Here is a 16948-nt window from a genome sequence, read left to right on the forward strand (position 1 = left end):
CCCCCCGAGGAGTCCCCATGGAGAATCGCCGCCGCTTCCTGTCGCAGACCGCCGCCATCGGCACGTCGATCGCCTTTCCGCTGGTCGGGGGCGCGCAGCCCAAGCCCATCCGCGTCGGCGTGCTGCATCCGGTGACCGGTGCGCTGGCGTACTCGGGCCAGCAATGCCGGCTCGGCGCGCAGATGGCGATCGACGACATCAACCAGGCGGGCGGCATCAAGTCGATGGGCGGCGCCAAGCTCGAGGCCCTCCTGGGCGATGCGCAGTCGCAGCCGCAGGCCGGCGCGGCCGAGGTCGAGAAGATGAACGAGGCCGGTGTCTCCGCCATCGTCGGCGCCTTCGCTTCGGCGATCTGCCTCGCGACCACGCAGGCGGCGGCCAAGTACAACCTGCCGCACGTGGTCGATGTCGGCGTGGCCGACCAGATCGTCGAGCGCGGGCTCAAGAACACCTTCCGCTTCGGTCCCGGCTACAAGAAGTCGACCGAAGTGGCCATGGCCAACCTGCTCGTGCTCAACAAAGCGGCGGGCAGCCCGGCCAAGACCGTGATGATCATCCACGAGGAGTCGCTGTTCGGCTCCGGCACCGCGCAACTGCTGGCCCGCGAGCTGCCGGGCTACGGCTTCGAGGTGAAGGAAGTCGTGAAGCACGCGAACCCCACCCGCGACTTCAACAACATCGTGCTGCGCATGAAGTCCATCAACCCGGACATCGTGATCCCGGCCAACTACTACAACGAATACGCACTGCTGGTGCGCACGATGCAGCAGCAGAAGGTGCAGCCGAAGGCGATCTTCTCGGTGCTCGGCGGCGCCGCGTCGAGCTACAAGTTCGTGAAGGAGTTTCCGGACGCCGCCAACGGCATCATCGACTGCAACCACTGGTTCAATCCGAAGGACAAGCGCTCGCAGGAGCTGCGCAAGCGGGTCGAGGCCAAGGGCGAGTTCTTCAGCTACGAGGTCTTCATGACCTACACGGCGATGGCGCTGCTGGCGGATGCATTGGAGCGGGCCAAGTCGAGCGATCGCGCCGCCATCATCGACGCGCTGGAGAGGAGCACGTTCTCGAATCACATCATGCCGTACGGTCCGACGAAGTTCGTCAACGGACAGAACGAGGGGGCGCAGCCGCTGATGACGCAAGTGGTGAAGAACGACATCAAGGTGATCATCCCGCGCGACTTCCGCGAAGTGGAGCCAGTCTTCCCCCTGCGCGCAGCCTGAGCAGGACCCAACGCAGGATGTTCGACTTCAGCATTCTCTTCCCGTCGGTCCTCAACGGCCTGACGACCGGCGCGGTGTATGCATTGATCGCGCTGGGGCTCACGCTGATCTACGGCGTCCTGCACATCATCAACTTCGCGCACGGCGCCTGCCTGATGCTGGCGCTGTACGCGGTCTATTTCCTGAAGGAGCGCTGGGGCATCGACCCCTACCTGGCCCTGCCGATCGTGATCCCGGGCATGTTCGTGCTCGGCTACGGTCTCCAGCGCGTCGTCATCAACCGGGCCGGCCACGGCAAGGACGAGAACATCCTGCTGGCCACGCTCGGCATCGCGATCGTGATGGAGAACCTCGCGCTGCTCTTCTTCAAGTCGGACACGCGCAACATCGACACGGCCTATTCGCTCAGCACGGTCGCCATCGGCCCCGCGATGATCGCCGTGCCCAAGCTGGTGGCCTTTGCCGGCGCGCTGGTGGTGTCGGCGGCGCTCTTCTGGATCATGGGGCGCACCGACCTCGGTCGCGCCATTCGCGCCGTGGCCAAGGAGAAGGAGGGCGCCAAGCTCATGGGCATCGATGTCGACCATGTCTACGCGATGAGCTTCGGCATCGGCCTGGCCTGTCTCGGTGCGGCAGCGTGTTTCCTGCTGCCCGCGTACTACGTGAATCCGCAGGTGGGCGGAGGCTTCGTTCTGGTGGCCTTCACGATCGTGGTGCTGGGCGGCATGGGCAGCTTCGTGGGCGCGCTGATCGGGGGCTTCCTGGTGGGCGTGGTCGAGTCGCTCGGCGGGCTCTTCCTGGGCGAGTCGCTGGGGCAGATCGGCATCTTCGCGATCTTCATCGGCGTCGTGCTGTTCCGGCCCGAGGGCATGTTCGGAGCGAAGGCATGAGCGGCGCGGGCATTTCAGGCGCTGGCCTGCGGCACCTGTGCGGCATCGCGGTCTTCGCGGTGCTGGTAGCGTGCCTGCCGCTCGTCACTTCGTCGGGCGTGGCGCTCAACTTCGTGATGATGGCGCTGTACGCGACGCTCATCGCACAGGCCTGGAACATCCTCGGCGGCTTCGGCGGGCAGTTCTCCTTCGGGCATGCGCTGTTCTTCGGCACGGGTGCCTACATCCAGGCGATCGCGCAATTGCAGGGCGGCATCAATGCTTGGGTGGCCCTGCCGATGGCGGTCGCTGGCAGCGCGCTGGTCGGGCTCTTCGTGGGTGCGCTCACGTTCCGCTATGGGCTCAAGGGTTCGTACTTCGCGCTCGTGACGCTGGCCTTCGCGGAAGTGTTCCGCATCGTCGCGTTGTCGGTGCCTTTCACGGGCGGCGGTGTCGGGCTGATGGTGCCGCTGCGCGAATCGGTCGGCAACCTGCAGTTTGCTTCGCGCGCCGGCTACCTGTGGGTCGTGCTCGCCTTCGTCACGGCGGCGCTGCTCGTGACCTGGTGGCTGCGCAACGGCCGCTTCGGCGCATACCTGCAGGCGGTGCGCGACAACGAGGATGCGGCGCGGGCGGTCGGCGTGAATCCGTTCCGTATCAAGCTTGCGGCCATCGGCATCTCGGGCGCTTTCATGGGCGCGGCCGGCGCGTTCTACGTGCAGGTGTTCCAGTACATCGATCCGGGCATCGCCTACGGGTCCGGTACGTCGATCGAGGCGCTGGTGGCGGCCATCGTCGGCGGCATGGGCACGCTGTGGGGGCCGTTGCTGGGTGCCGCGGCGCTGCATGTGCTGTCCGATCTCACGCGCAACCTGTTCGGCGAACTGCCGGGCATCAACATGGTGATCTACGGGGTGGTGCTGGTGCTGATCGTGATCTTCCTGCCGCGCGGCATCGCGGGCATGGGCCTGTCCGTTCGCCAGCTCTGGGCGGGGAAGGGGAGTCGTCATGGCTGAGCCACTTCTCCAACTGGACGGCATCTCGCGTTCCTTCGGCGGCCTGAAGGCCGTGCAGAACGTCAGCCTCGCAGTGAACGAGGGCAGCCTGAGCGCGCTGATCGGCCCCAATGGCGCAGGCAAGACGACGCTGTTCGCGCTGATGTCCGGCTTCCTGAAGCCCGACACCGGCACCGTGCGCTTCGCCGGGCAGGACATCACCGGCCGGGAGCCGCATCGCAATGCGCTGCTGGGCATGACGCGCACCTTCCAGATCGTCAAGCCTTTCGCGGCGCAGACGGTGCGGGAGAACATCGCGGTCGGTGTGCACCTGCACGTTCGCGGTCGCGGTGCCGCCTTGCAACGAGCCGAAGAAGTGGCGGCGCGGGTCGGCCTCGCCGCGCAACTCGACAAGCCCGCGTCCGACCTCACGGTGGCGGGCCGCAAGCGGCTCGAACTGGCCCGCGCGCTCGCCACGCAGCCGCGGCTCCTGCTGCTCGACGAGGTACTGGCCGGCCTCAATCCGCAGGAGATCGCCGAGATGATGCCGGTGGTGCGCGGCATCGCTGACGGGGGCGTGACCGTGCTGATGATCGAGCACGTGATGCAGGCGGTGATGCACCTCGCCGAGCACGTCTGGGTGCTGGCGCAGGGCCAGCTGATCGCCGAGGGCAATCCGGCGCAGGTCACGTCGAACGACAAGGTGGTCGAGGCCTATCTTGGCCATGGAACGGCTGCACGGCTGCGCAAGGCGGCCGCAGGTAGCGCGCAAGGAGTCGCCGCATGACGCCGCTGCTCGAAATTCGCGCGCTGCGCGGCGGCTACGGCCGCGTCGAAGTGCTGCGCGGTGTCGACCTGCAGGTGAATGCGGGCGAGATGGTTGCGCTGCTGGGCAGCAACGGTGCCGGCAAGTCGACCCTGAACAAGATGGTCTGCGGCCTCTGCCCGGCCTGGAGCGGCACGGTGCGTTTCGACGGACAGGACCTGAGCGGCGCGCACTACCGCGACGTCGTCAAGGCTGGCCTGATCCAGGTGCCGGAAGGCCGCAAGGTGTTTCCGAACCTCAGCGTGCTGGAGAACCTCGAACTCGGCTCCTTCACGCGGGCTCGCGAGCGACGCGCGGCCAACCTCGACAGGGTGTTCGGCATCTTCCCGCGACTGAAGGAGCGCATCCGCCAGCATGCCGGCACCATGAGCGGCGGCGAGCAGCAGATGCTCGCCATCGGCCGCGGCCTGATGGCCGAGCCGGTGCTGCTGATCCTCGACGAACCATCGCTGGGCCTCTCGCCATTGCTGGTCGAGGAGATGTTCACGCTGATCCGCCAGCTGCGCGACGGCGGGCTCGCCGTGCTGCTGGTGGAACAGAACGTCGGTCAGTCGCTGGAGATCGCCGACCGGGCCTATGTGCTCGAAAACGGCAGCGTGCGCTTCTCGGGCCTCCCGCAGGACCTGCTGGGCAGCGACGAACTGCGCCGCGCCTACCTCGGCCTTTGAGCCGCAGCCAAGACATCGAACAAGGAGACAGGGACATCGTGAAACGCAGAGACATCCTCATGGCATCCATGGCCGCCGCGCTCGGCGGCGTGGCCCAGGCACAAGTGGGCAATGCACCCGTGCGCATCTTGGTGGGCGCGCCGGCGGGCGGTTCCACCGACACGCTCGCCCGCACGCTGGCCGCCAGCATGGGACCGGCCCTTGGCCGTACCGTGATCGTCGAGAACCGCCCAGGCGCGGGCGGCAACATCGCCGCCGACGCGGTCGCCAAGGCGGCGCCCGACGGCAACACGCTGCTGATGAGCTTCACCAGCCATGCGATCAACGCCACGCTCTATCCGTCGCTGCCCTTCGACCCGGTCAAGGACTTCACCGCGCTGACGGCCGTGGCGACGTCGCCGTCGATCCTCGTCGCGCATCCGTCGCTGCCGGCCAACAACGTGCGCGAGTTGATCGCACTGGCCAAGGCCAAACCCGGCGAGCTCAACTTCGCGATCGGCTCCGTCGGCTCGTCGCTGCACATGGCGGGCGAAGCGTTCAAGATGCAGTCGGGGGTCAACATCGTGAACATTCCCTATCGCGGCACCGCGCCGGCGGTGCAGGACGTGCTCGCCGGCCAGGTGCAACTCATGTTCGCTGCCGTGGGCAACGTGCAGGCCCACATCCAGGCCGGCAAGCTGAAGGCGCTGGGCGTGACCACTGCCAGGCGCCTGCCCGCGTTCCCGGATGTGCAGGCCATCGCCGAAGTGCTGCCGGGCTATGAATCGAGCGCCTGGTTCGGCCTGTTCGGGCCGGCCCATATGCCGCCCGATGTCACGCGCAAGATCAGCGATGCGGCGCGTCAGGCGATCAGGCAGCCCGAGATGCAGCGCCGGCTGGAAGTCGAGGGCGCGATCCCTGTCGGCAACTCGCCGCAGGAGTTCTCGGCTTTCGTGCAGAGCGAGATCAAGCGGTGGTCCAAGGTCGTGAAGTTCTCGGGAGCCAAGCCGGAATGAACACAACAGATCCCGTCCGTACCTCAGGCCAGACGCTGGCCCAGAAGCTGATCGCACGTGCGAGCGGGCGCGGCAGCGTGTCGGTGGGCGAGATCGTGACCTGCAAGGTCGACATGGCGATGTTCCATGACTCCTCCGGTCCCCGGCGCCTGAAGCCGATGCTGGAGGAACTGGGCGCGCAGATCTGGGACCGCTCGCGCGTGGTGCTCGTGATGGATCACTACGTACCCGAGCGCGATGAGGATTCGCGCCGCATCGTGCGCATCGCACGCGACTGGGCCCGCGACCAGCAACTGCCCCACGTCTACGACAGCCAGGGCATCTGCCACGTCGTGGTGCCGCAGCACGGCCACATCCGGCCGGGCATGTTGTGCGTGGGCGGCGATTCGCATTCGCCCACCGGCGGTGCCTTCGGGGCGTACATGTTCGGCGTCGGGAGCACCGAGATGCTCGGCGTGATGGTCACCGGCGAGATCTGGCTGCGCGTGCCTGAGACCATCCAGATGTGGTGGGACGGCGCGCTGTCCGCCGGCGTGACCGCCAAGGACATGATGCTGCACATGATCGGCCGCTTCGGCATGAACGGCGGGCGCTACCAGGCGGTCGAGTTCTGCGGTCCCGGCGTGATGGGGCTGTCGATGCAGGAGCGCATGACGCTCTCGAACATGAGTGCGGAATTGGGTGCGCAGGCCGGCCTGATCGCGCCCGATGCCACGACCGCGGCCTTTCTCGCTGAGGCCGGTGCGCCCGAGGTCGACATGGCGCCGTGGTTCACCGACCCCGACGCCGACTTCACGCGCCATCGCTTCGACGCCGCCACGCTCGAGCCGCATGTCGCCGCGCCGCACAGCCCGGCCAATGCGCACGGCGTGAGCCGATATGCCGGCACGCGAATCGACGTCGCCTACATCGGCGCATGCACCGGCGCCAAGCTGGAAGACCTGCGCGCCGCCGCCGAGGTGCTGCGCGGGCACAAGGTGGCCGCGGGCGTTCGCCTCATCGTTGCACCGGCCAGCTTGCGCGATCAGGAACAGGCGCGCGAGGAGGGCGTCTTGCAGGTGCTGATGGACGCGGGGGGCGAACTCTTCCCGACCGCCTGCGGCGCCTGCTCAGGCTACGGCGACCCGATGGGCGACGACATCACGGTGATCTCCACCACGGCACGCAACTTCAAGGGCCGCATGGGCTCCGCGACCGCACGGGTCTTCCTGGGTTCGCCCTATACGGTGGCCGCAGCCGCGCTGCGCGGCAGCGTCACCGATCCGCGCGAGGTGCTCGCATGACGGCCACGACCACGCACCGCGTCTGGCGCCTCGGCGCGGATATCGACACCGACGTGCTCGCCCCCGGCCATGCGATGAAGCACGGCATCGACCGGATCGCCTTGCATTGCCTCGAAGCCGTCCGCCCCGAATTCGCGAGCGAAGCGCGCCCGGGTGACGTGATCGTGGCAGGCCCCAATTTCGGCATCGGCTCCTCGCGCGAGCAGGCGGCTGCCGTGCTGGTGAAGCTGGGCGTTTCCGCGGTCATCGCGCCAGCCTATGGCGGCCTCTACTTCCGCAACGCATTCAACCTTGGTCTGCTCCTGCTGACCTGCCCGGACGCCGAGACGCTGCGCGAAGGCGATCGCATCGCGCTCGACAGCACCGTCCCGGCAGTGATCGCGCCCGACGGGACGCGGCTGCCGTGCGAGCCGATCCCTCCATTTCTCATGGACATGGTCCGCGCCGGCGGCCTCATGAACCAGTTGCGCCAGCGTGCTGGCAAGGAACCCCTCGATGTCTGACCCCTCCCATGTGACCGCGCTCGACCCCGTCACGCTCGCCGTGCTGCGCGGCCGCCTCGAACAGGTGGCCGACGAGATGGATGCGACGCTCTACCGCAGTGCGTTCAACCCGATCATTGCCGAGGCGCACGATGCCTGCCACGGCCTCTATGACGCCGCGTCGGGCGACACGCTGGTGCAGGGCAAGTCCGGCCTGCCGGTGTTTGTCGGCGCCATGGCCTTCGCGGTGCGTGCGACCGCCAAGGCGGCCCAGCCGCGCGGCGGCATGCGCGACGGCGACATCTGGATCAGCAACGATGCCTACGACGGCGGCACGCACGCCAACGACTTCAAGCTGGTGCGGCCCTTCTTCCGCAACGGCAAGCTCTACTGCTACATGGCCTCGGCCGCGCACTGGCACGACGTCGGCGGCGCGGTGCCCGGCAACTACAACCCCGCTGCGACCGAATGCTGGCAGGAGGCGGTGCAGATCCCGCCGGTGCGGATCGTGCGCGACGGCGTGCTCGACCCCGACGTGCTCGCCATCCTGCAGGCCAACACCCGGCTGCCGGACAGCCTCTGGGGCGATCTCAACGGCCAGCTCGCCGCGCTGGAGCTCGGCGCGAAACGCCTGAACGGCCTGCTCGACGAATACGGTGACGACCTGGTGCTGCAGGCGCTGGGCGAACTGCGCAGCCGGGCGCTGCGGCTGATGCGTTCGCACATCGCGTCGCTGCCCGACGGCCGCTACAGCTTCGAGGACGTGCTCGACAACGACGGCATCACCAACGAGCCGCTGACCATCGCGCTCGATATGACCGTGGCGGGCGATCGGCTGCTGCTGGATTTCTCGCGCACCTCGCCGCAGTGCGCGGGGCCGGTGAACATTTCCCGCGCCACCGCCGTTGCCGCCTGCTACGTCGCGCTCAAGCACCTGTTCCCCGATGTGCCGGCCAATGCAGGCGTGCTCGACGCGGTCGACTTCGAGATCCCCGACCGGCTCGTCATCAGTTGCGAGCGCCCGCGCCCGGTCGGCGGCTACACCGAGACCATCCTGCGCATGATCGACGTGATCTTCAGCGCCGCCGCAAAGGCCGACCCCACGCGCGCCGTGGCGCAGGCCTACGGCACGATCAACGCCCTGTCGATCGCGGGCCACCGCAGCGACAAGGGCCGGGAAGGCCAGCGCTGGGTGATGTTCAGCTTCTTCGGGGGCGGGCACGGTGGGCATTCGGGCGGCGACGGGCTCTCGCACGGCAACGCGCCGATCTCCACCGCGACGATTCCGCCGCTGGAAATCCTCGAAGCTGCGTACCCGGTGCGCTTCACCGAATGGTCGCTGCGTGCGGATTCGGGTGGCGACGGGCAGTTTCGTGGCGGGCTCGGCGCGGTCTACGAGATCGAACTGCTGGAGAAGGACGCCGAAGTGTTCGTCTTCGGTGAGCGCGGCACGTCGCCCCCCAAAGGCATCGCCGGTGGCGGCCCGGGTGCCGTCAACGTTTTCCGCTACGAGAACGAAGGCGAGTGGCACGCGCCTCCCATGGTCTCGAAGATGCGCGGCATCCAGCTTGCGCGCGGCGAGAGAGTGCGGCTCGAAACCCCCGGCGGGGGCGGCTGGGGCAGCGCGGCCGAGCGCCAACCCCGACAGCGTGAGCAGGACCGTGCCATGGGCTACGTGACCTCAGGCACCGATCCGAAGAAGAAAGCATCCGCATGACTGCGACCGGCAAATCCCTCAAATCCCTCGTCGTCGGCGTCGACGTCGGAGGCACCTTCACCGACCTCTTCGTGCTCGACGAAGCCAGCGGCACGGCGCGCATCGTCAAGGTGCCTTCCACCCGCGGCGAGGAAGCGCGCGGCTTCATGAACGGCGTCGCCCGCGTGGCCGAGTCGGCCGCGGCGATCGCCACCATCGTGCACGGCACCACGGTCGGCACCAACGCGCTGCTGGAGCGCAAGGTGGCGCGCACCGGCATCATCACGACGCGCGGCTTCCGCGATGTGCTGGAGATGCGTCGCCGCGACCGCCCGCAGACCTGGGGCCTGCGCGGCAGCTTCGTCCCGGTCGTGCCGCGTGACCTGCGGCGCGAGGTGGACGAGCGCGTGCTGGCCGACGGCACGCTGCACACGCCGGTGGACCTCGACCAGGTGCGCGCCGAAGCGCGTGCGCTGCTGGCGGAGGGCTGCGAGGCGGTGTGCGTGTTCTTCATCAACACCTACGCCAATGCCGAGAACGAGCGTCTCGCCGTTGCAGCGGTTCGGGAAATCTGGCCGAACGCGCATGTGACATCGGCGAGCGAGGTGCTGCCGGAGATCCGCGAGTTCGAGCGCTGCTCGACCGCCACGCTCAACGCCGCATTGCAACCGGTGGTGGGCAGCTACCTCCAGCGGCTGGAATCCGACCTGCGCGGGCAAGGCTTCGATGGCGAACTCCTGGTGGTGCAGAGCAACGGCGGCGTGATGTCGCGGCAGACCGCGAGCGACCTGCCGGTGCGCACCGCGCTCTCGGGGCCGGCGGCGGGCGTCATCGCGTGCGCGGCGATCGCGCGCGCAGCGGGATTCCCCAATGCGATCACCGGCGACATGGGCGGCACCTCCTTCGACGTGTCGCTGGTCGCGAACGGCGAGGCCGCGCTGGCTGCGCAGACCGCGATCGAGTTCGGCATGGTGATCCGCTCGCCGATGATCCAGATCGAGACCATCGGCGCTGGCGGCGGCTCGATCGCCTCGGTGGACGCGAGTGGCATGCTGCAGGTGGGGCCCGAATCGGCCGGCAGCGTGCCCGGCCCTGCTTGCTATGGACGCGGCAACATGCGGCCGACGGTGACCGATGCGAATGTCCTGCTTGGCCGCATCGCCGCCGACCGGCCGTTGGGGGGTGGGTTGCTCGCCGCACTGGATGCTGAGAAGTCCCGCCAGGCCATTGAAGAGCACGTGGCACGCCCGCTGGGCCTCGACGTGCATGCCGCGGCAGAGGCGATCCTGACGGTGGCCAATGCGCGCATGGCGGGCGCGATCCGACTCGTGTCGATCGAGCGCGGCCACGATCCGCGCCGCTTCGCCTACATGCCCTTCGGCGGCGGCGGGGCGCTGCACGTGTGCGCGATGATGCGCGAGGTCGGCGTGGCCACCGGCATCGTTCCGCGCTATCCGGGCGTGACCTCGGCGCTGGGCTGCGTGATCGCCGACATGCGCCACGACGCGGTGCAGACCATCAACCGGCCGCTGGCCGATCTCGACGTGGGCGACCTGCAGCGGCGCATCGACGAACTCGCCGCCAGTTGCCAGCAGCGCCTGGATTCGTCGGGCGTGCGTTTCGACGAAGTCCGGGAAGTCGTGGCGCTCGACATGCTCTACGCGGGCCAGACGCACACCTTGCCGGTGCTGCTGCCCGATGCGCGCAGCGCGCCGCTGACGAACGCATCAATCCGCGGCGCATTCGAGGCGAGCTACGCGGCAGCCTTTGGCCGCGTGCTCGACGGCATTCCGATCCGCGTGATGAACCTCCGCTATGCGCGGATCGGCGTGCGGCCGAAGTTCGATCTCGCCGTGCTGGCACCTGAAGGCGCCGGCAGCATCGAGCCGCTGGGCACGCAGCGCGTGTTCCATCATGGGCATTGGCATGAGGCGGTGCGCCATGCACGGCTCGAGCTGCCGGTTGCGGCGCGTATCGACGGGCCGGCCATCCTCGAACAGGCCGACACGACGGTGTGGCTGGAGCCCGGATTCCACGCCGAGGTCGACCCGCACGGCAATCTTCTCGTGAGGCCGTCATGAGCGGCATTGCACGAACCGTCGGGCCGAAGACCGCGCTGGTCATCATCGACCTGCAGAACGACTTTCTCGATCCCAAGGGCGCCTATGCGCGCGGCGGCGACACGAATCCGCCGGCGTTGCTGCTGCCCGGCCGCGCCGCAACGGTGGCGCGCGCGCTCAAGGGCTCCGGCGGCATGGTCGTCGCAAGCCAGTTCACGTTGTGGCCGGATGCCGCGGGCGAGCCCATGGTGTCGCCGCACCTCAAGGCGCTGCGACCGTACCTGGCCAAGGGCGACTTCGCGCCGGGCAGTTGGGGCCAGGCGAACGTGGATGAACTCGCCGGCCTCATCGACGTGACGGTCGGCAAGGTCGCCTATTCGGCCTTCTTCAACACGCAGCTCGACTGGGTGCTTCGGCGCGCCGGCATCGACACGGTGGCCGTGTGCGGCATCGTCACCAACGGCGGTGTCGCCAGCACCGTGCGCGATGCACACATGCGCGACTACCGCACGCTGGTGCTGGCTGACGGCTGCGCGGCTTTCGGCGAGGAGCGGCACCTGACGTCGCTGGCCGACATGCGCAACGTCGCCGAAGTCACCGACTGCGCGGCCTTCATCGGATCGCTCGCATGACGGAGGCATTTGCAGCAGAGGAGGGCGGCCCCTCGCGCGGCGTGCGCCGGGCATCGCACGTCGACGCCGAAGTGCGCGTGGCCGTGGCGATCGTGGGCGGCGGTGCATGCGGGCTCACGGCCGCATTGATGCTGCATGACGCTGGCATCGATTGCGTGGTCCTCGAACGCGACGCCGTGCCGAGCGGTTCGACGGCGCTGTCGTCGGGATTCATTCCCGCACCGGGCACCCGCGTGCAGCACGCCCATGGCGTGAAGGACGACAGCCCTGCGCGCTTCGCCGCGGACATCCAGTCCAAGGCCCACGGGCGCGCCTCGCCGGCGCTCACGGCTGCGTATGCCGCGGCCATCGGCCCGGCGCTCGATGCCTTGCAGGCGCGGCACGGCCTGGAGTGGATGCTTCTCGACGGCTTTCTCTACCCAGGCCACAGCGCTCACCGCATGCATTCGCTGCCGCAGAAAACCGGCGCCGCGCTGATGGCGAAACTGCAGGCTGCGGCGGAGACGGCGGGCATTCCCGTGCTGACGCAGGCCGTGGTCGATACCCTGGTGCTCGACGCGAAGGATCGCGTGATCGGCATCGACTACCAGCGGCCGGACGGCCATCGCGAGACCCTCGAATGCGATGCGCTGCTGCTGGCCTGCAACGGATTCGGCGGCAACCCGTCGATGGTGCGCAGCCTGATTCCCGAGATGGCCGAGGCCACCTTCGGCGGGCACGTCGGCAATGACGGCAGTGCGATCCTGTGGGGACTGGCACTGTGTGCGCGCCTGCGCGATCTCGGTGGCTACCAGGGGCATGGCTCCTGGGTCACGCCGCAGGGCGCGTTGATGTCCTGGGCCGTGATCATGGAAGGCGGCGTGCAGATCAACCGCGAAGGCCAGCGCTTCCACGACGAGACGCAAGGCTATTCCGAGGCCGCGGTCCACGTGCTTGCGCAGCCAGGCGGCATCGCATGGAACGTGTTCGATGCGCCCCTGCTCGCGCTGGCCCGTGGCTTCCCGGACTTCTGCGAGGCGGAAGCCGCCGGCGCGCTGCGCCGCTGCGAAACCGTGTCGGAACTCGCGTCGTGCATCGGCTGCGAAGAGGCGGTGCTGCGCCACACGCTCGAAGCGATCCGCGTGGGCACGCCGCAGGCCGACGGGCGTGTGTTCGCTCGCGGATTGGACGCCCCTTACTACGCCGTGAAGGTCACCGGCGCGCTCTTCCACACGCAGGGCGGCCTCGACATTGCCTCCGACATGCGCGTGCTGCGCGAGGATGGCAGACCCTTCGACAACCTCCTTGCGGCCGGTGGTGCGGCGGGCGGTGTGTCGGGCGATGAGGTGTGGGGATACCTCTCGGGCAACGGCCTGCTGAGCGCGGTGGCCGGCGGCTATATCGCGGCGCGCACCGCCGCCGCGTTGATCCATCCAACGAAAGCATCCCATGTCGAATGAGACCTTCAAGATGCGCCTGTCGTCCTCCGATATCGTGCTGGCGCCCGGTGTGTACGATGCCCTGAGCGCGCTCGTCGCGGAGCAAGCCGGCTTCGAAGCGCTGTACCTCTCGGGCGCATCGATCGCGTACACGCGACTGGGCCGCTCGGACATCGGCCTCACGACCTTCACCGAAGTCGCGGACACGCTCGCACGCATTACCGAGCGTGTGAGCCTGCCGGTGATTGTCGATGCCGACACGGGCTTCGGCAACGCGCTGAACACGCAGCGCACCGTGCGCGGCTTCGAGCGGGCCGGCGCGGCCATGGTGCAGATCGAGGACCAGACCTTTCCCAAGCGATGCGGCCATCTCGACGGCAAGGCGGTGGTGCCTGCGCGCGAGATGGCCGGCAAGCTCAAGGCCGCACTGGATGCGCGCACGTCAAGCGACACTTTGATCCTGGCGCGCACCGACGCCGTCGCGGTCGACGGACTCGAAGCGGCGCTCGATCGCGCCGAGGCCTATCTCGACTGCGGCGTGGATGCGCTCTTCATCGAGGCGTTGCGTTCGCCCGAGCAGATGGATGCCGCGTGCCGGCGTTTCGCGCACCGGGTGCCGCTGCTTGCGAACATGGTCGAAGGCGGGAAGACGCCGGTCCAGGATGCGGATGCGCTGCAGGCCCACGGCTTCCGGATCGCCATCTTCCCGGGCGGCACCGCGCGGGCGGTCGTGCACACGCTGCAGGGCTACTACGCGAGCCTGCACCAGCATCGCACCACGCAGCCCTGGCGTTCGCAGATGCTCGATTTCGATGCGTTGAACGAAGTCATCGGTACGCCGGAGCTGATGCGCGCCGGGCAGAAATACGAATAGGCGCGCGGCGCGGCCGGCGCAGGATCAAGTCCGCCCCAGGACCTTTCGCAGGGCGGACTTGAGCGGGGTGCTTCCAAAGATCAGGCGCGAATACGTGACGAACAGCGAGCGCGGCAGCACCACGCTGCCGTAGTAGTACACGCGATGCTGCCGGGGCGCATTCAGGGTGTCGGGATGCCGCAGCACCTTGCGCAGCAACTGGCGGTCCTTGCCGTCGCCCGACAGCCAGCGCTCCAGGAAGGTCAGCCAGAGATAGCCGCCCTGGTCTTCGAGCGGGCGCCACAGGGCCGCCGCGCCGGGCTTGATCTTCTCGAGCTGTGCGCGCAGCCATTGGTCGTAGCGGCCGGCGCGCCTCCGCGTGGCCCGGATCTGGTCGAGTGTCACCATCGATCCCGTCGTGGCGGATGTGCCATGAACGCGGTAGCGGGTCAGGGGTTCGGGGATCCACGCGGTGGCGCTGAGAAAGGTCGCAGCGGTGCAGAGCTGCAGGTCCTGGAACATCACCCGGTCGCTGTCCAGCGGCCCGATGGCGGCCAGCACCTCCTTGCGGAAAGCCAATGCCGAGGTCAGCGAGAGCACGGGCGACGAGGCTGCGGTCACGGCCTCTTCCACGAGCCAGCCCTCGGGACCTTTGCCACCGGGGTAGTGGGGCGCCAGCCCCAGGTGCGGGCGCTCGTCGGAGAACCGCTGCATGCGGTGGTGGACCCAGCCGGGGTACTGCCCATCCACGGGCTTGCGCAGCGCGCTGAGCACCATCTCGATGCGGTGCGGCGTCATGGTGTCATCGGCATCCAGCAGGACCACCACGTCGCCGGCGCATGCGCGCAGCGCCGCATTGGTGGCCGAGCAGATGCCGCCATTGGCCTGGTGGATCGCCTTGATTTCCGGGTACCGCGATGCGTACTCGTCGATGACCTCGGCCGAGTTGTCGGTCGACCCGTCGTTCACGATGACGATCTCATCGGCAGGCACGGTCTGGTCGAGGCAACTGTCGAGGCATTCAGGGAGGAAGCGACCGTAGTTGAAGCAGATGATGGCAATGCTCACCGTGGGTTTCGGTGGCAACGCGGTCAACCTCAACGGTTCGATCGCAATCCGGGCTGGTGCGTTATGCGACATTCTTGCAGCCTTCAAGTGACGGATTCAAACAGTTAGCACCAACTGTGCCGACACGTTCACGCGAGGGGCGATTCTGCGAAGCGATCCTCGTTCCGGGCGTCATCCCGTTGCGGTGTATTTCGTCAGAAATGGCTGACGATAGTGTGACAAGCCTGCCTGATTGCTGACTCGGCCGAGGGTTGTGTGCCTCGACCGGGGTGCGTGACCGCATAAAGTCGGGGCATGGCATTTCTTCGACAAACGACATCCGAATCCATTGAATGGCGGCCAGCAGCCAGGTGCACATTTCGTCGCACTTCGCTTGGCTTCTCCGGCGCGGTCCTGGCCCTTGCGTTGATCGGTTGCGCCTCCAAGCCTGCACCGACATCGGGAACGAGCTCGAAATCGGCGGCGTCGTCGAGCGCATCCAAATCCGACTCGCAGGCCGAACGGTCCGCATCCTCATCGTCGCGAACCACGACCAAGGCCTCAACTTCGAAGAAGCCCGCGAAGACCGCGAAGACCGCGAAGAGCGGATCGAGCGCCAAGCCCGCCGATACCAAGCCGGCCGCGGTCGCGAAGGCGGACAGGATCTTCCTCAGGCCGGCGGGCGGAACGGTCATCGCCCGTTTCGACGGACGCGGCAACAAGGGCGTGGACTTCGCGGGCGCGAAGGGCGATCCGGTCTACGCGGCACGCGATGGGCGGGTGGTCTATTCAGCCCCCGGTCCGCGGGGTTACGGGCAGCTGGTCATGATCAAGCACGATGCGTCCTATGTGACGGCCTATGCACACAACAGCCAGTTGCTGGTCAAAGAAGGGCAGTCCGTCAAGCGGGGCCAGGTGATCGCCCGCATGGGCAACACCGAGTCCGATCGCGTGAAGCTGCACTTCGAACTGCGACGGAACGGCAACGCGGTCGATCCCCTGCAGTACCTGGAATCCGGCGAGGCCGCCGCGCCGGCCGCGGCGCCCGAAGCGCAGTGAGCGATGAACTCCCTTCAGGTCGTCAGTTCGCGCAGCACCATGTAGGCGCCCAGCAGCGCCAGGCCGACGAAGAAGCAACGCTTGAAGACCGGCACCGGAAGCCGCATCCGCACCCACTGGCCGATGGCCATGCCCGCGATCGCGGGCACGAGCATGGCCAGTGAGGCGCCGAGCAAGGGCGTCGAATAGCTGTCCTGCCCGGCCAGCGCCAGGCCCAGCGCGACGGTGGAGGTCGTGAACGAGAGCCCCATCGCCTGGATGAGTTCGTCGCGCGACAGTGCCAGCGACTGCAGGTAGACCACCGCGGGCAGGACGAAGACACCCGTCAGCGCGGTGATGCCGCCGGTCAGGACACCCGCGAGCGGTCCGAGCCATCGTTCATGCCGCGCAGGGAGATTCAATGGCCGCGCCACGAGGCCCCACACTGCGTAGCAGACCAGCGAAAGACCCAGCGCCACGGTGGCGCCTGCGCCGGCCGGCGCACCGAAGGCCCAGGCGCCCGCGAGCGTTCCGGCGACGACGCCGGCCTGCATGCCGCCCAGGCGCCGCGCGATCCGCCGCAGCGTGGCCCAGGGCCGCAATTGCCAGACGTTGGTCACGAGGGAGGGCACGATCAGCAACGCAGCGGCTGCGGCAGGCGGCATCCAGACAGCCAGTAGCGCCATCGACAGCGTGGGGAGCCCCAGGCCGATCACGCCCTTGACGGTGCCCGCGAGCGTGAAGACCGCGGCGACCAGTGCCCACACCACCATGCCCTGACCCGTGAGGGCGACCAGTTCCGTATTCGTCATGCGACCAGTCTCGCCAGAACGCACGCAGTCGAAAATGCGGATCTTGCACAC

General features: G+C 68.1%; 17 protein-coding genes. 14 read left to right on the forward strand and 3 right to left on the reverse strand.

Annotated elements, in window-relative coordinates:
• Positions 1–17: 17 nt before the first annotated feature.
• Genes AC1D3B_RS04440 through AC1D3B_RS04500 form a run of 13 tightly spaced genes read left to right on the forward strand, consistent with a single transcriptional unit; the run spans position 18 to position 14021 of the window.
• Complete coding sequence (locus AC1D3B_RS04440; protein WP_478189442.1) at positions 18–1223, forward strand: ABC transporter substrate-binding protein; 1206 nt, start codon at positions 18–20, stop codon at positions 1221–1223.
• Positions 1224–1240: 17 nt separating this feature from the next.
• A complete protein-coding gene (locus AC1D3B_RS04445; RefSeq protein ID WP_478189443.1) occupies positions 1241–2113 on the forward strand; it encodes a branched-chain amino acid ABC transporter permease in 873 nt (290 codons plus the stop codon).
• Positions 2110–3108 carry a branched-chain amino acid ABC transporter permease gene (locus AC1D3B_RS04450; RefSeq protein ID WP_478189444.1) on the forward strand — a complete coding sequence of 333 codons (999 nt, stop codon included), beginning with the start codon at positions 2110–2112 and terminating at the stop codon, positions 3106–3108. The genes AC1D3B_RS04445 and AC1D3B_RS04450 overlap by 4 nt, the downstream gene beginning before the upstream one ends.
• Entirely contained in the window at positions 3101–3874 is a 774-nt protein-coding gene (locus AC1D3B_RS04455) for an ABC transporter ATP-binding protein (protein WP_478189445.1), read from the forward strand. The genes AC1D3B_RS04450 and AC1D3B_RS04455 overlap by 8 nt, the downstream gene beginning before the upstream one ends.
• Positions 3871–4581, forward strand: coding sequence for an ABC transporter ATP-binding protein (locus AC1D3B_RS04460; RefSeq protein WP_478189446.1), 711 nt, complete (start codon positions 3871–3873; stop codon positions 4579–4581). The genes AC1D3B_RS04455 and AC1D3B_RS04460 overlap by 4 nt, the downstream gene beginning before the upstream one ends.
• Positions 4582–4619: 38 nt before the next feature.
• Entirely contained in the window at positions 4620–5576 is a 957-nt protein-coding gene (locus AC1D3B_RS04465) for a tripartite tricarboxylate transporter substrate binding protein (RefSeq protein WP_478189447.1), read from the forward strand.
• On the forward strand, positions 5573–6859 hold the full coding sequence (locus tag AC1D3B_RS04470) for a 3-isopropylmalate dehydratase large subunit (protein ID WP_478189448.1): 1287 nt from the start codon (positions 5573–5575) through the stop codon (positions 6857–6859). The genes AC1D3B_RS04465 and AC1D3B_RS04470 overlap by 4 nt, the downstream gene beginning before the upstream one ends.
• Positions 6856–7362 (forward strand): LeuD/DmdB family oxidoreductase small subunit, encoded by a 507-nt coding sequence (locus AC1D3B_RS04475; RefSeq protein WP_478189449.1) that lies wholly within the window; start codon positions 6856–6858, stop codon positions 7360–7362. Before AC1D3B_RS04470 ends, AC1D3B_RS04475 begins: the two co-directional genes overlap by 4 nt.
• The gene (locus AC1D3B_RS04480) at positions 7355–9058 is read left to right on the forward strand and encodes a hydantoinase B/oxoprolinase family protein (RefSeq protein ID WP_478189450.1); all 1704 of its coding nucleotides are present in this window, start codon (positions 7355–7357) and stop codon (positions 9056–9058) included. Before AC1D3B_RS04475 ends, AC1D3B_RS04480 begins: the two co-directional genes overlap by 8 nt.
• A complete protein-coding gene (locus tag AC1D3B_RS04485) occupies positions 9055–11118 on the forward strand; it encodes a hydantoinase/oxoprolinase family protein (RefSeq protein ID WP_478189451.1) in 2064 nt (687 codons plus the stop codon). The genes AC1D3B_RS04480 and AC1D3B_RS04485 overlap by 4 nt, the downstream gene beginning before the upstream one ends.
• On the forward strand, positions 11115–11729 hold the full coding sequence (locus AC1D3B_RS04490; RefSeq protein WP_478189452.1) for a cysteine hydrolase family protein: 615 nt from the start codon (positions 11115–11117) through the stop codon (positions 11727–11729). Before AC1D3B_RS04485 ends, AC1D3B_RS04490 begins: the two co-directional genes overlap by 4 nt.
• Positions 11726–13168, forward strand: a complete 1443-nt coding sequence (locus AC1D3B_RS04495; RefSeq protein ID WP_478189453.1) for an FAD-dependent oxidoreductase — start codon at positions 11726–11728, stop codon at positions 13166–13168. Before AC1D3B_RS04490 ends, AC1D3B_RS04495 begins: the two co-directional genes overlap by 4 nt.
• Positions 13158–14021 carry an isocitrate lyase/PEP mutase family protein gene (locus AC1D3B_RS04500; protein WP_478189454.1) on the forward strand — a complete coding sequence of 288 codons (864 nt, stop codon included), beginning with the start codon at positions 13158–13160 and terminating at the stop codon, positions 14019–14021. The genes AC1D3B_RS04495 and AC1D3B_RS04500 overlap by 11 nt, the downstream gene beginning before the upstream one ends.
• A gap of 24 nt (positions 14022–14045) precedes the next feature.
• Here the strand turns inward: AC1D3B_RS04500 and AC1D3B_RS04505 are convergent, their stop codons facing one another.
• Both AC1D3B_RS04505 and AC1D3B_RS04510 read right to left on the reverse strand, forming a co-directional pair.
• Positions 14046–15068, reverse strand: a complete 1023-nt coding sequence (locus AC1D3B_RS04505; protein ID WP_478189455.1) for a glycosyltransferase family 2 protein — start codon at positions 15066–15068, stop codon at positions 14046–14048.
• Positions 15069–15262: 194 nt separating this feature from the next.
• Complete coding sequence (locus tag AC1D3B_RS04510; protein ID WP_478189456.1) at positions 15263–15742, reverse strand: hypothetical protein; 480 nt, start codon at positions 15740–15742, stop codon at positions 15263–15265.
• Positions 15743–15773: 31 nt separating this feature from the next.
• On the opposite strand from AC1D3B_RS04510, the gene AC1D3B_RS04515 reads away from it, so the two are divergent.
• Positions 15774–16106 (forward strand): M23 family metallopeptidase, encoded by a 333-nt coding sequence (locus AC1D3B_RS04515; RefSeq protein WP_478189457.1) that lies wholly within the window; start codon positions 15774–15776, stop codon positions 16104–16106.
• A gap of 14 nt (positions 16107–16120) precedes the next feature.
• Here AC1D3B_RS04515 and AC1D3B_RS04520 read toward each other — a convergent pair whose 3' ends face one another.
• Entirely contained in the window at positions 16121–16897 is a 777-nt protein-coding gene (locus AC1D3B_RS04520; RefSeq protein ID WP_478189458.1) for a sulfite exporter TauE/SafE family protein, read from the reverse strand.
• Between the last annotated feature and the right edge of the window lie 51 nt (positions 16898–16948).

The organism is Variovorax sp. P5_A3, assembly GCF_056400665.1.

Coding starts and splice junctions, on each gene's coding strand:
- AC1D3B_RS04480 (WP_478189450.1), top strand. CDS start 7,355: ATGTCTGACCCCTCCCATGTGACCGCGCTCGACCCCGTCACGCTCGCC.
- AC1D3B_RS04445 (WP_478189443.1), top strand. CDS start 1,241: ATGTTCGACTTCAGCATTCTCTTCCCGTCGGTCCTCAACGGCCTGACG.
- AC1D3B_RS04460 (WP_478189446.1), top strand. CDS start 3,871: ATGACGCCGCTGCTCGAAATTCGCGCGCTGCGCGGCGGCTACGGCCGC.
- AC1D3B_RS04510 (WP_478189456.1), bottom strand. CDS start 15,742: ATGACCGTTCCGCCCGCCGGCCTGAGGAAGATCCTGTCCGCCTTCGCG.
- AC1D3B_RS04485 (WP_478189451.1), top strand. CDS start 9,055: ATGACTGCGACCGGCAAATCCCTCAAATCCCTCGTCGTCGGCGTCGAC.
- AC1D3B_RS04495 (WP_478189453.1), top strand. CDS start 11,726: ATGACGGAGGCATTTGCAGCAGAGGAGGGCGGCCCCTCGCGCGGCGTG.
- AC1D3B_RS04500 (WP_478189454.1), top strand. CDS start 13,158: ATGTCGAATGAGACCTTCAAGATGCGCCTGTCGTCCTCCGATATCGTG.
- AC1D3B_RS04440 (WP_478189442.1), top strand. CDS start 18: ATGGAGAATCGCCGCCGCTTCCTGTCGCAGACCGCCGCCATCGGCACG.
- AC1D3B_RS04475 (WP_478189449.1), top strand. CDS start 6,856: ATGACGGCCACGACCACGCACCGCGTCTGGCGCCTCGGCGCGGATATC.
- AC1D3B_RS04455 (WP_478189445.1), top strand. CDS start 3,101: ATGGCTGAGCCACTTCTCCAACTGGACGGCATCTCGCGTTCCTTCGGC.
- AC1D3B_RS04450 (WP_478189444.1), top strand. CDS start 2,110: ATGAGCGGCGCGGGCATTTCAGGCGCTGGCCTGCGGCACCTGTGCGGC.
- AC1D3B_RS04470 (WP_478189448.1), top strand. CDS start 5,573: ATGAACACAACAGATCCCGTCCGTACCTCAGGCCAGACGCTGGCCCAG.
- AC1D3B_RS04520 (WP_478189458.1), bottom strand. CDS start 16,897: ATGACGAATACGGAACTGGTCGCCCTCACGGGTCAGGGCATGGTGGTG.
- AC1D3B_RS04490 (WP_478189452.1), top strand. CDS start 11,115: ATGAGCGGCATTGCACGAACCGTCGGGCCGAAGACCGCGCTGGTCATC.